The sequence below is a fragment of the Paracoccus sp. DMF-8 genome, from assembly GCF_029309835.1.
Taxonomy (GTDB): domain Bacteria; phylum Pseudomonadota; class Alphaproteobacteria; order Rhodobacterales; family Rhodobacteraceae; genus Paracoccus.
Genome location: NZ_JARJHL010000010.1, coordinates 26,602 through 40,803 on the forward strand (window position 1 = coordinate 26,602; position 14,202 = coordinate 40,803).

Genomic DNA, 14,202 nt, shown 5'->3' on the forward strand with positions numbered 1-14,202 from the left:
CGTTGGGCCTAGCGCCGCAGGATCGCATTGGCGCGGAGTTCGGCCAGATAGGCCTCGGCCGCGTTGTTGATCTTGCGGTTGAACAGCATGTCACGGACCTGATCGCGCGCGGGCAGGGCGTCGGGATCGGGTGTCGCGGCGGGCTCGGTCTGGCCGGGGGCTGCGGGAAGCTGGGTCACCGGTTCGTCCGGTTCGGCCAGAAGGGCCGGGGTGCGTTTGCACAGCATCACGATATCGGCGCCCACGCCCGTATTGACGACCGAGGTTTCATCCGCGTCCAGCGAGGACAGGTAGACCGCGATATCCGACGGGATGGCGCTTTGCGGCAGGGTGTCGTGGATCAGCTGCTGTTCGGGCAGGTTGCGCGCCTGCACGAAGAGATCCTCGCAATTGCGCGTGACCGAGGCGATCTGCGCGGCCTGTTCGGCGCTGCCAAGGCGCAGGCGGATGAATTCCAGCACCTGATCGCGCGCGCCGGGGCGCACCGTGCCGCGCGTGTCGCGCAGCATGAACAGGACGACCGCGCCTTCGACGGTGAGCGGTTGGCTGACCTGACCCGGCTGCATCGACAGCAGGATCGGGCGCAGCGAGGGCGGCAGGTTGTCCAGCGATGCCCAGGGCAGGCGGCCGCCCTGTTCGCGGCTTTGGGTGGCCGAATACTGGCGGGCGGCGGCGGCGAAATCGGATTCGTTGCGGGTATTCGCGGCGATCTGTTCGCCCAGTTGCAGCGCCTGCTGTTCCTGGCCCGGAGGGGCGGGGATGATCAGTTCGGACAGCAGCACCCCGGTCACGCGCGGGGTTGCGGCGATGCGCTGGAATTCCTGCTCGACCTCGGCATCATTGATCTGAACCGTGGGGACGACGCGGGCGCGCACGACTTCGCGCCAGACCACGCCCGAGACGATGAAATCGCGAAAGATCTGTGCGTCGATGCCGTTCTGCGACAGCAACTGGCCGAATTGTTCGATGGACAGCCCGCCGCGCCCGGCGAATTCGGTGATGGCGGCCTCGACATCCTCGTCCTTGGGGCGGATGTCCAGTTTCTTGCCGGCATCCATGCGCAGCCGATCCTCGATCACCGCCTTTTCGGCGGCGGCGCGGTCGGTGTCGGGCGCGCTAAGCAGTTGCAGGAAACGCTGGCGTTGCTGGATGTCGAATTCCGTGACGACGAAATCGTCTACATAGACAACCGGCCGGAACGGATCTGACTGCGCCAGCGCAGGCTGGCCGCCGGTCAGCATCACGGCAATCGCCGCCCCCAGGATAACTTGCCGCATCAACTTCCCTCGCAGCCTTGTTTGCGGCGACCTTAGCGCAGGCATGTATTGCGCGCCACCGTTCCGCGACCATCTTTCTCAGAACCGAAGCCGCTGAGCCGATGCCCAGATCCAGCGATGTTTCCGGTTTCAGATCCCCCGACGATGAAAAGCGGCGTTTGACCGACATGTCCACCGTCAGGCATTCATTGCGATATTCCAGACCGACCAGCTCCTTTTGCGCCCGGTCGGCCGAAAAATCATAGCGCAGTTCGGCCGCGCCCCACCAGTTGTTGGCAATCTGCCAATCGGCATTGGCGGTCAGTTCCGACACATCGTCGTCGCGGTTTTCCAGCGCGTCCGAATCCATCCACAGATAGCCCGCCGACAGTTGCAGGTCCGGCCGCAGCCAGCCAAGCCGGAAATCGTTGCGGCTGATATGCAGGGAATCGTCGAACAGCGCGCGGTTGGCGATGGCCAGCCCGTCGGGATGCGAGCATTGCGCCGACACCAGCCAGTCAGAGCGGCGCCCGCCAAGCGGTGACGACCCCATGAAGGCCGGGTCGACGCGGCTGCGCAGCACCCGTCCCGCCGTCAGCGCGAGCGACCAGCCACTGGGGTCCAGCCGCGTCCAGGTCAGGCCCAGATTGGCGCGCAGACCGGATTCGCGCGCATCCCACCCCGGAAAGCGGTCCAGCGAAAAACAGGCTGCCTTCGTCGGATTCGGCCTGACTGGGCATGGCTTCGTTCGGCCGATCGTCCGACCAGTCATGTTTCGGCGACCAGACGATCGGCAGCACGGGTTCCAGAATAATGCGGTCACCGCCCTCGCCAGCACGGATCAGCGGCCAGCGCAGTTCGGCGGCCAGCACCGGGTCGATGCGGGTGAACCAGTCGTCGAAACTGCTGCCCTGCCGGATGTGGTAGACATCGGCATCGGCGCGGGCCTGCAGGGCACCGACAAAGCCATGGGGCAGGATCTCGCTGCGCTGCCAGTCGACCGACAGCGAGCCGCGGATCGCGTCGCGCCCCAGCACATCGACGCTGGAGGGCCGCTTCGTGGCCATGCAGTCGACCAGCTCCAGCCCCGCCTCGCCGCCGATCAGGGACGGGCGCCAGCGGCGGTGCCACATGACATCGGCGACGCGGCTTGGCGCGGTCGCGTTGTCTTCGTCGTCGCGCAGCGATTCGTAGCGCCCGACGCGGGCAAAGAAAAAGCGGTCGCGGCGGACGCGGTCGACCATCACGCCGCTCCACAGCCGGTCGGCGTCGGTGATGTCGTAATCCAGCAGATACTGGCGGTCGCTGGCGCTTTGCACCTGCATGGTCAGGCGATAGCGACGCGGCAGTTCGAACCGGGCCGCGCCGAACAGATAGCCGCGCGTGTCACCCGGTTCGATATCGTCGCGCGACAGCGCCCCGCTCCATTCCATGACGCCGTTTTCAAAGGCCTGACGATAGCGCAGTTCGACCGTGCGGGTCCGGCTGGTCGAGACATAGGGCGTCACCGTCAGGTCGGAATGGTCGCCAAGCGTGATGAAATATGGCAGCTTGATCCCGAACCCGAGCCGCGATGTCGTGCGGAAGGTCGGGCGCAGAAAGCCGGTCATGCGGTCGACGGTCGGGTCCGGGGCGGTCATCGCAGGCAGCGCGCCGACCGGAATGCCAAAGGCGCGGAACTTCGGATTGTCGAAATGCAGTTGCGCTTTACCGCGTCATGGGTGACCCGCTTGGCGCGGATTTCCCACAGCGGCGTCGGGTCGCTGGCGCAGATATGGCAGCTTGAGGCGACGACCTGATCCAGCACGGTAAAGCGGCCGCTTTCGGACCGCCGGGCCTCGGTCGCGGCCAGTTGCATCTCGCGGGCCAGAACCAGCCTTGTGCCGCGCAGGATGCCGTCCTGCATGTTCGGGTCCAGCTGGGCGGAATCGGCGATCAGGATGGTTTCATCCGAGGTGCCCGCCCGCGCGGGTTCGGTCATGTGGATCGGGCCGCGCAGCGTGACGCCGCCGGTCTGGCCGTCATAGCTGATTTCCGAGGCGACAAGCCGGGTGCCCTGATACCAGATCACCACCCCGCCCGAGGCGGTCATGCTGCGTTCCCCGTCCAGCGTGATGCGGTCGGCCAGCAGGGTCGCCGCCGCGCCTTCGTCCGGGGTGGGGCGGCTGATCGTCACATCGCGGCGCACCACGCGCGGCAGGGTCGATGCGCTGGTGCCGTCGCCGACACGCTCGCCCACGTCCGAGGTTTCGGTCGGGGCCAGCGCCGGGCCGCCGGGGCGGGGCACCGGGGGCAGAGGCGCGGGAGACAGAGGCTGCCGACGATCGGCGCTGCGGCCACCGGTTCGGGCCAAGCCGCGCGACGGGCTGCGGATGCGGGCCGGAATCGGTGACCAGACTGTCCTGCGCCGCCAGCGGCAGGGGCGATCAGCGCCAGCGACAGCGCCGCAGCCTGAACCGCAACCCGCGCGGTCTTGCGCGCGCAGGCACCGCGAGAGCCGCCCTCGGGCTTTATGCGTCATGGACCGTCGCGCCATTCAGCCATCCTCCAGTTGCAAAAGTGCCCCGATCGCGAACAGCACCGCGACCAGCGGCGGCGCCCATCCGGCAAGCGAGGGGGGAATATCGCCATTATCCCCCAGCACCTGCGCCATATTGCGCAAGAAGAACAGCACGATCCCGCAGGCGAAGGCCGACAGCACCAGAACCCCCATCTGCCGCCCGCGCATGTGACGCATGGTGAACACCGCCGCGATCACCACCATCGCGGCCATCAGCAGGGGGCGGGCCAGTTCCATCTGGAACCAGACCCTGTGGCGCTGCGCCGAAAAACCGGCACGCTCCAGCCCGTCGATATAGCCCGGCAACTGCCAGAAGGGCACCGCGTCAGGCCGGCCGAAGCCGTCGCGGATGCGTTCGGCGGTCAGTTCGGTCGGCACCTCGAATGTGGCGACGGATTGCGCCTGCGTTTCGGGGTTTTCGGTGTCCAGCGGCCACAGCTTCACGTCGTCCAGATGCCATTTGCCATCGCTCAGCCGGGCCACGCGCGCGTCGGCGCGGCCGGTGACGCCGGATTCCGGGGTGGACAGCATGAAGGTCGCGTCATACAGCGTCGTCGCATCCGGGCTGGCGCGATTGGCGCGGATCACCACCTGCCCGGTCACATCCTTGCCCTGCGGGTCGGTATAGCGCAGGCCCTGACGCAGCCAGACCTCGGAATCGCCAAGGCCGATGGTGTCGCCGCCATGCGCCTCGATCCGGGCGACCATGTCGTCGTATTTCTTGGTCGTGGCGGCGACCAGCGGGTTCAGGATCGCGACCGACAGGATGCCGAAGATCACCGCCGCAATCGCCGGAGAGGTCACGATCCGCATCCCCGACCGCCCCGAGGCGCGGATCGCGATCAGTTCCGACGACCGCGACAGCGACAAAAACAGCGCGATTCCGGCCAGAACCGTCAGCAGGGGCAGGATCGAATAGAAACTGGCGGTGATGTTCAGCGCGGCCAGCCCCGCCGCGCCGGTCAGCCCGACCCCGTCATCGGCAAAGCGGCGGATCTGTTCGACCATCTCGATCAGAAACAGGATCGCGACGAAGATCAGCGAGATGATGATGAAATAGCGCGCGAAACGGCGCGCGACATAGGCCGACAGGATCATGTCTCACCCCCCTTGTCGCGCAGCCTGCGCGGGCGCGCGGCCAGCCACAGCGCCGCGACGCAGATCAGCCCGCCTATGGCAGAGGGCAGATAGGTCAGCGGCCAGCGCGCGGAATCGCGGGCGACCTGATTGGTCGCGGCGGTATCCAGAAACTGCACCAGAATCAGCGCCAGCACCGCCCAGATCACCTGCCGCCAGACCCCGAAACGGCTGTAGCCGCCAAGCATCAGCATGACAAAGCCCAGCATCGCCGCGACCGGCGACAGCAGGGGCTTGGCCAGACGCTCGAACGCCTCGGCCCGGGCCTTGTCACGGGTGGCGCCGGTCGCGTCCAGCAGCGCCTGATCGGGGTCCAGCAGTTCGGTGGTCGAATAGGCGCGCAGGTCGCGGCGGCGGGCCTTGCCGGGGCCGATGGCCGCGCCGATGTCGAATGACATGTCTGAAAACCGCAGCAGCGACAGGCGCTGTTCGCCGTTCCGGCGTTCCAGCGTCTGCATCGAGCCTTGCATCATCACCAGAATCGGCCCGGAATCCGAGCGGACCAGCAGCGCCTCATTCGCGGAATAGGTCATCTGCTTGTCGGGATCGCGGCTGTCCTCGACGAACAGGTCGCGCATCCGGCCATCGGCGGCGATTTCGCGGATATACAGGGTCAGCCCGTCGGTCGGAAACTGAAAACTGCCGGGGCGCAGGAATTGCGCGGTGATGTTTTCGGCCAGTTCCGCCTGCCGGTCGGCCATGCGCGCCTGCGCCGAAGGGACCAGCCCATGCACCAGCGCCGCCGACATCATCGCGATGATCAGCCCAAAGACCAGCACGGGCCGCGCCAGCCGCCAGGGCGACATGCCCGCCGCCTGCATCGCCACCAGTTCCGATTCGCCCGCCAGCCGGTTCGTGCCATAGGCCGAGGCCGCAAAGGCCGCGATGGGCAGGACGATGGAAATGACCAGGGGCAGCGTCAGCGCGGTGAATTCCAGCACCACCAGCGCGGTCTGGCCGTCGGAAATCAGTTGTTCGAACAGCGAAACCGCCCGGTTGATCCAACAGATCGACACCAGGACCAGCGCAAAGAACCCGAACAGGGTCAGAAGCTGCGACAGGATATATCGGTCGATGCGTGGCATATGGTCCTGCGGGGAACGGATGGGTCTGCATTAACCGCTCGCCGCGCTTTGGGAAAGCCCCGGCACTGGTCAAGCGCGCGTCGCGGGGCTAGGGTCCCGGCCAGACCGATTTCATGCCGGATGATATCCAGGGAGAAGCTGCACCATGGCGAGACCTGCCGAAATTTCCTCAGTCGCGACCGATGTGACCGATCTTGCAACACGCGGCGGGCGGATCGCCATGCTGATCAATGAAAACGCGCGCCCCTTGCCCGGACTGCCGCGCGCGGCGCGCGAGGCGGTTCTTCGCGCATTGGAATCGGATGCCTGGAAAAAGGTGAAACCGGGCGGCGCGCTGGAGCTGTCATTTCCGGCGGGGATGGCGGCGGATGCGCTGCAACTGGTCGCGCTGCCGCGCCGCGCCTCGGTCGATGAGGCGCGCGAGGCGGGGGCCGCGATCGGCGCCAAGCTGGGCAAGACGGATGTGACGGTTCTGTCCTATCGCCATGTCCGTCTGGCCGATGTGGCGCTTGGCCTTGCGCTGCGCGCCTATGATTTCGACGTCTACAAAAGCCGGGGCGAAGGCGACGGCGAAGGTGAAGGGGCCGGGGACGCCGAAGCCGCGTCCGAGCCCGCGAAAACGTCGGGCAAGTCGCGCGGCAAGTCCAGGTCGGCGGCTGCCGCCGCAGATGAAAGCACGGGCGAACCCCCGCGCGGTCGCGTGACCTTCACGTCCGACGACCCCGAGGCGCTGGCCCGTGCCGCGGCCCTCGGCGCCGCCGTCGCCGAAGGCGTGTTTTTCACCCGCGACCTGATCAGCGAACCGGCGAACGTCCTGACCACCAGCGACTTCGCCGACCGCCTGCTGGCGATGCGCGAACTGGGTCTTGAGGTCGAGGTCTTGGACGAAGACGAACTGGCCAAGCTGGGCATGCGCGCGCTGCTGGCCGTGGGGCAGGGGTCGGAAAGCCCCTCCAAGGTCGTCGTGATGCGCTGGAACGGTGGCGAAGGCGACGAGGCCCCGCTGGCGCTGGTCGGCAAGGGCGTCGTCTTTGACACCGGCGGCATTTCCATCAAGCCCGGCGCCGGGATGGAGGAGATGACCATGGACATGGGCGGCGCGGGCGTCGTCGCGGGCGTCATGCGCACGCTGGCACTGCGCCGGGCCAAGGCCAATGTCGTGGGTCTGGTCGGTCTGGTCGAAAACATGCCCGATGGCCGCGCCTATCGCCCCGGCGATATCGTGAAATCCATGAAGGGCGACACCATCGAAATCATCAACACCGATGCCGAGGGCCGTCTGGTTCTGGCCGATGTGCTTTGGTATGCGCAGGAACGCTTTGCCCTCAAGGCGGTGATCGACCTCGCAACGCTGACCGGGGCGATCATCATCGCGCTTGGTCATGACCATGCCGGGATCTTTGCCAATGACGACGCGCTCGCCGACAGCCTGCTGAAAGCCGCCAAGGCCGAAGGCGAGGGCGCATGGCGCCTGCCGCTCGGCCCGTCCTACGACGGCCTGATCGAGTCGCGGCTGGCGGATATGAAGAACACCGGCGGGCGTTCGGCAGGCTCGATCACGGCGGCGCAGTTCCTGCAACGCTTTGTCCGCAAGGGGCAGCCCTGGGTCCATATCGACATCGCGGGCGTCGCCATGCCGCCCTCGGCCACCAAACTCGCGCCGAAAGGGGCGACGGGCTGGGGCGTGATGACGCTGGATCGGCTGGTGCGCGACCATGAATGAGCGACCGAGCCTTGGGCGCCGCGCTGTTCTATCACCTGACCCGCTCGGCGCCCGAAACGCTTTTGCCGGTGCTGATCGGCAAAAGCCTGGCGGCGAACTGGCGGTGGAATTGCGCGGCATATCCGCCGCAAGCCAGCAGGCGCTGGATGCAAGGCTGTGCAGGGCGACGGTTTCCTGCCGCATGGGCTGGCAGGCGGGCCGCATGATGCACGCCAGCCGGTGCTGCTGACCGTGGCAGGGGGCGAGGTGCCCGCGACAAATCGCCCGGATTGCCTGATCTCGGTGCAGGGCGCGGCCGTCACGCCCGACGAATGCCAGCCGCTGGAACGCACCCTGATCCTGTTCGACGGCAACGACTCCGCCGCGCTGGACCATGCGCGCGGCCAGTGGCGGGCTGCTGACGAAACAGCGCGTGGCCGCGGAATACTGGAGCGAGGCCTCGGGCAAATCGGGAACGGCAGGCAATAGCTTTTAGCGTTCCAGCACCAGCAGCCTGCCCTGCATGCTGACGCGGGCATAGCGGCTCAGGTAGTTCATCCCCAGCAGGGACTGGTCCAGATCGCCGTCGATCACCACCGCCATGATGCGTTCGTCATGGATTTCGCCGATGCCGAAACTGTCGATCAGAACCGGCGCGGTGCGCACCACGCCATTCGCCGTGCGGGCCTCGCCCGGTAAAGGCCAGCTCCGTTCGTGTCGATGCCGATCTCGCCCGGCATCCCTGCGGGTCAGCGCGATCGAGGTCGCGCCGGTATCGACGACAAAGCGCACCGCGCCGGACCGTTCAGTTCTCGGCCCGCAGGTGGAAATGGCCGCTCGCTGCCCATCGGGATTTTCGATCCTCGTCCCCCTTCCAGCACCTGCTGGCGCGGGGCGGCGGTGCCGGAAATCCTCCCACAGCCCGGCGACGGCGATGGCGCCCAGAAAGCATCAGCTCCCCATGCGGCGGCTTGCCGCACCGCCTTGCCGGGGCGGGCGCGGAATTCGACGAACAGAAAGCCGCCGATCGCCAGCAACAGCAATCCAAGGTAGAGCAGCCTCGGCCATTCTTCGGTCATGCGGGTCCCCCTCGTCGGTCTGCGGGTTGGCGGTTCGGTTCGGGCCGTAGGCCGCCGGAATGGGGACAGCGGCACCCGAACCCGGCTGCGCGCCGTCCCTGCGGGCGGCAATCACGCGTTTGGGGGTTTCGATACTCCGGCGCAACCACCCATATGCTAGTGCATCCAGGCCATCGCAAGGGCAGCCCCCGCCGTGACAGGTGGCCCCTTCAAGGAGGAAAGACATGCGCACGCACCTTCACCCATGGCGCTACTGCTGATCGCAACTGCGGTGCTGGTGCTGTTCGGCCGAGGCAAGGTGTCGTCCCTGATGGGCGAGGTCGGCAAGGGCATCACCGCCTTCAAGAAAGGCGTCAAGGAGGGATCCGAAGAGGGCGATTCCAAGGTTGAAACCAAGGAACTGAACACCCCCGAGGATATCGAACAGGCCCGCGCCGAACTGGCCGCCGAACGTGCCAGACTGGACGCCGAACGCGCCCGCGTCGCCACCGATTCCGCCCTGCGCGATGTGACGCCGCGCGACACGGACAAGATCTGACACCTGACCGGGGACAGCCATGTTTGACATCGGCTGGAGCGAGCTTCTGCTGATCGGGGTCGTCGCGTTGATCGTGATCGGCCCCGAGGATCTGCCGAAACTGTTCCGAACGCTTGGCCGCATCAGCGGCCGCGCCAGATCCATGGCGCGCGAATTTTCCAATGCGATGGATGATGCCGCGCGATCCTCGGGTCCGGATGAGGCATCAAAGACCTTGAAGGATGTCGGCAACCTGACCTCCAAGCGTTCGCTTGGGCTGGATGCGCTGGACCGGGCCGCGGATCGTTTCGAAAAATGGGATCCGCTGAACCCGCAGGACAAAAAAACTGCGACGGGGCTGCAACGCGATCCCGATGCGCCCGCGCCCGTTCCTGCGAAGCCGGTTGTGGCGGATGTGCCCGCGCCGTTTCCCGCAGCCGCCCCCGCAGATGTGACGCCGCCCGCCGCCGAAGTGACGACCCCGCGCCGCCTGCATGCCCTGCGCCGCAGCGACAGCGACCCCGCGCGCGACAGCGCAAAAGACAGGAAAGGCGACTGAGTTGGCGACGAAACCCACCTCGCGCCCGGATGATATCGACGAAAGCTCTGCGCCGCTGATCGAACATCTGGCGGAATTGCGCACGCGGCTGATCTGGTCGGTGCTGGCCTTCGTCATCGCGATGATTGCCTGTTATTTCGTCTGGAACCCGATCTTTGATTTCCTGACCCGACCGATCTGCGGCGCGCTGGAAAAACGCGGGCAGGCCTGCGAACTGATCCTGCTGAAACTGCAGGAAGGCTTTTTCGTGGCGATGCGCATCGCCTTTTTCGGCGGCTTCATCCTCGCCTTTCCGATTGTCGGCTTTCAGCTTTGGCGGTTCATTGCGCCGGGGCTTTATCGCAGCGAAAAGAATGCCTTGCTGCCGTTTCTTATTGCATCGCCCGTGATGTTCCTGATCGGCGCGGGGTTTGCCTATTACGTCATCCTGCCCTGGGCCTTTGATTTCTTTCTGGCGTTTCAGCAGGGGCCGGTGATCGGCGGCGAAGGGGCCGCGACGGCGCCTGCCGCCCCGGAATCCGTCGCCGCCTATGGCGTCAAGGTCGAAGACCCCTGGGCGGGTATCGTCTTTCAGGGCTCGGTCGAGGAATATCTGCGGCTGACCACGAAATTCATTCTGGCCTTTGGCCTGTCCTTCCAGTTGCCGGTCGCGCTGACGCTGATGGGCAAGGCGGGCTGGTCTCGTCCGAGGGGCTGACCAGCGTGCGCCGCTATGCCGTTGTCGCGATTCTGGTTCTGGCCGCCATGGTTACGCCGCCCGATGTCATCAGCCAGCTCGTGCTGTTTGCCGTGATTTACGGGCTTTATGAAATCTCGATCCAGTTGGTGAAACGGATCGAACGCAAGCGCGACCGCGAGGAACAGCAGGCCGATGTCTAAGAAAACCCTGAACCGCATCGCCGAGGCGCTGGAGCGGATGGCGCCCGGACCCGCGCCCGAACCCAGCTTTGCCGAGGCGACCGCCTATGTCTGGCAGCCCGATCCTGACCGCCTGATTCCGGTCCCCGAGGTCAGCCGGGTCGAACTGGTCCAGTTGATTGGCATCGACCGCGCGCGCGACACGCTGCTGGCCAATACGCTGCAATTCGCGCGCGGTTATGCTGCGAACAACGCGCTGCTCTGGGGTCGCGCGGGATGGGGAAATCCTCGCTGGTCAAGGCCGCCCATGCCGAGGCGGTGCGTCAGGGCCTGCCGCTGGTTCTGGTCGAGATCGCGCGCGAAGATCTGGGATCGGTCGCACGACTGCTGGCGATTCTGGGCCGCGCCCGCGACCGGCGTTTCATCCTGTTTTCGGATGATCTGTCGTTCAGCCATGACGATACGCAATATAAATCGCTCAAGGCCGTGCTGGACGGTGGCATTGCCGGACGGCCCGAGAACGTGATTCTCTATGCGACATCGAACCGGCGCCATCTGATGCCGCGCGACATGATCGACAACGGGCGCTCGACCGCGATCCATCCCGGCGAGGCGGTCGAGGAAAAGGTGTCGCTGTCGGATCGTTTCGGGCTGTGGCTGGGCTTCCACCCCTGTTCGCAGGACGAATATCTGGGCGGCTGATCCCAGGGCTATTGCGACGCCTCTGGGCTGGAGGTCGCGGCCGAGGAATTGCGCGCCGAGGCGATCGAATGGCAGGCCACCCGCGGGTCGCCGGTCGGGCCGCGTGGCATGGCAGTTCTTTACCGATCTGGCGGGCCGCAGGGGAGTCGCCGTCTGATCGGGCGGGGCTGCGCATTCTTGCCATGTGTTTGTCGTGAATATCCAATCTCGCCCTTGGGTGGAATTGCGGCTGTATCGCATCCTTTCTGATGATCTTGCGTATCTGCCTGATCGGCGGGCAGATGCCGCGTTGAAGATTTGCGACAAATGGGCAATGCCAAAACACATGCCCGAATATGCACGATTTTGGGCAGTTGCCAGTTGCGTAGCCGGATATCGCAGATAGTCTGTTCTGGCGGAATAAAAAGACTGACAGGGAGCCCGCGTTGTCCACGCCCTCGACCAACGACAGTTTCGTCGTTTTTGACCAAGTTCGCAAAAGTTGCGACGGTCAGACACTTGTTGTCAAAGACCTGAACCTGACCATCGCCAAGGGCGAGTTCCCGACCATGCTTGGCCCCTCGGGGTCGGGCAAGACGACCTGCCTGATGATGCTGGCGGGGCTTGAAACCGCCACGCATGGCGAAATCCGCCCGGACGGGACCAATATCAACGACGTGCCGCCCCATAAGCGCGGCATCGGCGCGGTGTTCCAGAATTACGCGCTGTTTCCGCATATGACGGTCGGGGAAAACCTGTCCTTTCCGCTGGAAGCGCGCGGCATGGGCGAAGGCCGAACGCGAGGATCGCATCACCCGCGCGCTGGACATGGTGCAGATGGGCAAGTCTCGGCGAACCGCCGCCCCGCCCAGCTTTCGGGTGGCCAGCAACAGCGGATCGCATCCGGCCCGCGCGCTGGTCTTTGACCCCAAGCTGGTCTTGATGGACGAAACCGCTCGGCGCGCTGGACAAACAGTTGCGCGAACATACGCAGTTTGGGTGTTCTGCTGGCGTTGCACGAACGTCTTGGGGATTACGGTCGTCTATGTCACCCATGATCAGGGCGAGGCGCTGACCGCGTCCGACCGCGTTGCCGTGTGTTCAAACGACGGCCGCATCCAGCAGCTTGCACCGCCTGCGGTCCTGTATGAACAGCCCGAAAACAGCTTTGTCGCCGGGTTCATCGGCAGAAACAACGCGCTGCCGGGCACGATCACCAGCCTGGACGGCGACACCGCCACGGTGCGTCTTGGCAATGGCGAAACCATCAGCGCCACGGCGGTCGCCATCCGCGAGAACGGGCAGGCCACGCTGGTTTCGATCAGGCCGGAACGCATTGAGTTCAAACCGGAAATGATGCCCCCCGGCGCAATATGATCGATGCCGAAGTGCAGGATGTGATCTATATGGGGGATATCCTGCGCACACGGCTGCGCGTCGCGGAAACCGATGATTTCGTGATGAAAAGCCGCAATACACTGGGCCAGACCCGGCTGCAGCCGGGGCAGAAGATCAAGATCGGCTGGCATCACGCAGGGCTGCCTCGCGCGCCGGACCCGGTCCAATAATCGCAATCAGGGAGCGAAAATGAAAAAGACACCTGGCCCTGGACGACCGCGCTTGTCGGCGTCGCTTTCGGCGGCTCAGGCGGCAGGACAAGCCAGCTGAACCTGCTGGCCTGGGGCGGGGCCTATGGCAACAGCCATGTCGAAGCCTATGTGAAGCCCTTCGAGGCGGAAACCGGGATCAAGGTCACCGTTTCCGACGCGCCGAACCCCGCGACCCCGATCAAGGCGCAGGTCGAGGCGGGCAATGTCACCACCGATATCGCCTCGGTCGAATATGCCGATGCGGTGCGCCTGTGCGACGAGGGCCTGCTGGAAGAAGTCGATGCCTCGATCCTCGCCGACGGTTCGGATGGCGTGGCGGCGGCCGATGACTTCATCGAAGGCGCGATCACCGAATGTTTCGTCGCAACCGACGTCTATTCGATGGTTCTCGCCTATGACGACGCCAAATTCCCGGATGCCAAGCCGACGCAACCGGCCGATTTCTTCAACACCGCCGATTTCCCGGGCAAGCGCACCATGCGCAAGGGCGCCAAGTTCAATCTGGAATTCGCGCTGATGGCCGATGGCGTTCCGGCAGCCGAAGTCTATGACCTGCTGGGCACGCCCGATGGCGCTGACCGTGCCTTTGCCCTGCTGGAAACGATCAAGAACGACGTGATCTGGTGGGAAGCCGGCGCGCAGCCTCGCAACGGCTGGCCGATGAGCGTAGGGTCACCATGGCCTCCGGCGCTTCAACGGCCGGATCTTTGCCGCGGCGCAGGAAGAAAACAAGCCCTTCAACATTGTCTGGGACGGCCAGATCTATGAAATGGAAGGCTGGGTGATCCCGAAAGGCGCGACCAATCTGGATGCCGCCAGGGAATTCATCACCTATACGACCTCGTCGGCGCCGCAGGCCCGTGCCGCGGAATTCATCAGCTATGGTCCCCCGCGAAAGTCGGCCGCGGCGCTGGTCGGCAATATGGAAGGCACCGATATTCCGATGGCGCCGAACCTGCCGACCACGGCGGAAAACATGACCAATGCGCTTGGCTCGGATCTGGATTTCTGGGTCGACCATGATGGTGAGCTGAACGAGCGTTTCAGCGCCTGGCTGGCCCAGTAACAGGCTGTCGCAAAACCGGGGCGATCGCGGCATCGCGGTCGTTCCTGATCGGAATGGGCCTTGCAACCTTGTCCGGTTGCGGGGCCGTCGAT

At 65.4% G+C, this 14,202-nt stretch carries 12 protein-coding genes and 5 pseudogenes; 10 read left to right on the forward strand and 7 right to left on the reverse strand.

What is annotated here, in order from left to right:
* Window positions 1–8: 8 nt before the first annotated feature.
* From PE067_RS06950 to lptF, 6 genes and pseudogenes are all read right to left on the reverse strand, one after another.
* Window positions 9–1,217: a peptidylprolyl isomerase gene (locus PE067_RS06950; protein ID WP_276189498.1), complete on the reverse strand. Its 1,209-nt coding sequence runs from the start codon at window positions 1,215–1,217 to the stop codon at window positions 9–11.
* Window positions 1,117–2,028 (reverse strand): LPS assembly protein LptD, encoded by a 912-nt coding sequence (lptD, locus tag PE067_RS06955; RefSeq protein ID WP_276188469.1) that lies wholly within the window; start codon window positions 2,026–2,028, stop codon window positions 1,117–1,119. Before lptD (PE067_RS06955) ends, PE067_RS06950 begins: the two co-directional genes overlap by 101 nt.
* Window positions 1,997–2,896 (reverse strand): annotated as a pseudogene (lptD, locus tag PE067_RS06960) (LPS assembly protein LptD); the annotation flags it as partial. The gene lptD (PE067_RS06955) and the pseudogene lptD (PE067_RS06960), both read right to left, overlap by 32 nt.
* On the reverse strand, window positions 2,893–3,543 hold the full coding sequence (locus PE067_RS06965; protein ID WP_276188470.1) for a hypothetical protein: 651 nt from the start codon (window positions 3,541–3,543) through the stop codon (window positions 2,893–2,895). The gene PE067_RS06965 and the pseudogene lptD (PE067_RS06960), both read right to left, overlap by 4 nt.
* Window positions 3,544–3,792: 249 nt before the next feature.
* The gene (gene lptG / locus PE067_RS06970) at window positions 3,793–4,914 is read right to left on the reverse strand and encodes an LPS export ABC transporter permease LptG (RefSeq protein WP_276188471.1); all 1,122 of its coding nucleotides are present in this window, start codon (window positions 4,912–4,914) and stop codon (window positions 3,793–3,795) included.
* A complete protein-coding gene (gene lptF / locus PE067_RS06975; protein WP_276188472.1) occupies window positions 4,911–6,038 on the reverse strand; it encodes an LPS export ABC transporter permease LptF in 1,128 nt (375 codons plus the stop codon). The genes lptG and lptF overlap by 4 nt, the downstream gene beginning before the upstream one ends.
* 145 nt (window positions 6,039–6,183) lie before the next feature.
* On the opposite strand from lptF, the gene PE067_RS06980 reads away from it, so the two are divergent.
* Window positions 6,184–7,761 carry a leucyl aminopeptidase gene (locus PE067_RS06980; protein ID WP_276188473.1) on the forward strand — a complete coding sequence of 526 codons (1,578 nt, stop codon included), beginning with the start codon at window positions 6,184–6,186 and terminating at the stop codon, window positions 7,759–7,761.
* A gap of 11 nt (window positions 7,762–7,772) precedes the next feature.
* A pseudogene (locus tag PE067_RS06985) lies at window positions 7,773–8,236 on the forward strand (DNA polymerase III subunit chi).
* On the opposite strand, the gene PE067_RS06990 reads toward PE067_RS06985, so the two are convergent.
* Window positions 8,233–8,532 carry a retropepsin-like aspartic protease gene (locus PE067_RS06990; protein ID WP_276188474.1) on the reverse strand — a complete coding sequence of 100 codons (300 nt, stop codon included), beginning with the start codon at window positions 8,530–8,532 and terminating at the stop codon, window positions 8,233–8,235. The pseudogene PE067_RS06985 and the gene PE067_RS06990 sit on opposite strands and share 4 nt — an antisense overlap.
* A 531-nt stretch (window positions 8,533–9,063) precedes the next feature.
* Here PE067_RS06990 and PE067_RS06995 point away from each other — a divergent pair.
* The 8 genes and pseudogenes from PE067_RS06995 to PE067_RS07030 form a co-directional block, all read left to right on the forward strand.
* Window positions 9,064–9,357, forward strand: a complete 294-nt coding sequence (locus tag PE067_RS06995) for a twin-arginine translocase TatA/TatE family subunit (RefSeq protein WP_276188475.1) — start codon at window positions 9,064–9,066, stop codon at window positions 9,355–9,357.
* 19 nt (window positions 9,358–9,376) lie between these two features.
* Window positions 9,377–9,895 (forward strand): Sec-independent protein translocase protein TatB, encoded by a 519-nt coding sequence (gene tatB, locus PE067_RS07000; protein WP_276188476.1) that lies wholly within the window; start codon window positions 9,377–9,379, stop codon window positions 9,893–9,895.
* A gap of 1 nt (window position 9,896) precedes the next feature.
* Window positions 9,897–10,774: pseudogene (gene tatC / locus PE067_RS07005) on the forward strand (twin-arginine translocase subunit TatC).
* Window positions 10,767–11,612: pseudogene (locus PE067_RS07010) on the forward strand (ATP-binding protein). Before tatC ends, PE067_RS07010 begins: the two co-directional pseudogenes overlap by 8 nt.
* Window positions 11,613–11,880: 268 nt before the next feature.
* The gene (locus PE067_RS07015) at window positions 11,881–12,360 is read left to right on the forward strand and encodes an ABC transporter ATP-binding protein (RefSeq protein ID WP_276188477.1); all 480 of its coding nucleotides are present in this window, start codon (window positions 11,881–11,883) and stop codon (window positions 12,358–12,360) included.
* Between the two features lie 100 nt (window positions 12,361–12,460).
* Entirely contained in the window at window positions 12,461–12,811 is a 351-nt protein-coding gene (locus PE067_RS07020; protein ID WP_276188478.1) for a hypothetical protein, read from the forward strand.
* Entirely contained in the window at window positions 12,808–13,002 is a 195-nt protein-coding gene (locus PE067_RS07025; RefSeq protein WP_276188479.1) for a TOBE domain-containing protein, read from the forward strand. The genes PE067_RS07020 and PE067_RS07025 overlap by 4 nt, the downstream gene beginning before the upstream one ends.
* A gap of 93 nt (window positions 13,003–13,095) precedes the next feature.
* Window positions 13,096–14,110 (forward strand): annotated as a pseudogene (locus PE067_RS07030) (ABC transporter substrate-binding protein); the annotation flags it as partial.
* Between the last annotated feature and the right edge of the window lie 92 nt (window positions 14,111–14,202).

What these genes read in the sequence shown, in the direction of transcription:
- lptF (WP_276188472.1), bottom strand. Translation starts at nt 6,038, where the DNA reads ATGCCACGCATCGACCGATATATCCTGTCGCAGCTTCTGACCCTGTTC.
- PE067_RS06995 (WP_276188475.1), top strand. Translation starts at nt 9,064, where the DNA reads ATGGCGCTACTGCTGATCGCAACTGCGGTGCTGGTGCTGTTCGGCCGA.
- PE067_RS07025 (WP_276188479.1), top strand. Translation starts at nt 12,808, where the DNA reads ATGATCGATGCCGAAGTGCAGGATGTGATCTATATGGGGGATATCCTG.
- PE067_RS06980 (WP_276188473.1), top strand. Translation starts at nt 6,184, where the DNA reads ATGGCGAGACCTGCCGAAATTTCCTCAGTCGCGACCGATGTGACCGAT.
- lptG (WP_276188471.1), bottom strand. Translation starts at nt 4,914, where the DNA reads ATGATCCTGTCGGCCTATGTCGCGCGCCGTTTCGCGCGCTATTTCATC.
- lptD (WP_276188469.1), bottom strand. Translation starts at nt 2,028, where the DNA reads ATGACTGGTCGGACGATCGGCCGAACGAAGCCATGCCCAGTCAGGCCG.
- tatB (WP_276188476.1), top strand. Translation starts at nt 9,377, where the DNA reads ATGTTTGACATCGGCTGGAGCGAGCTTCTGCTGATCGGGGTCGTCGCG.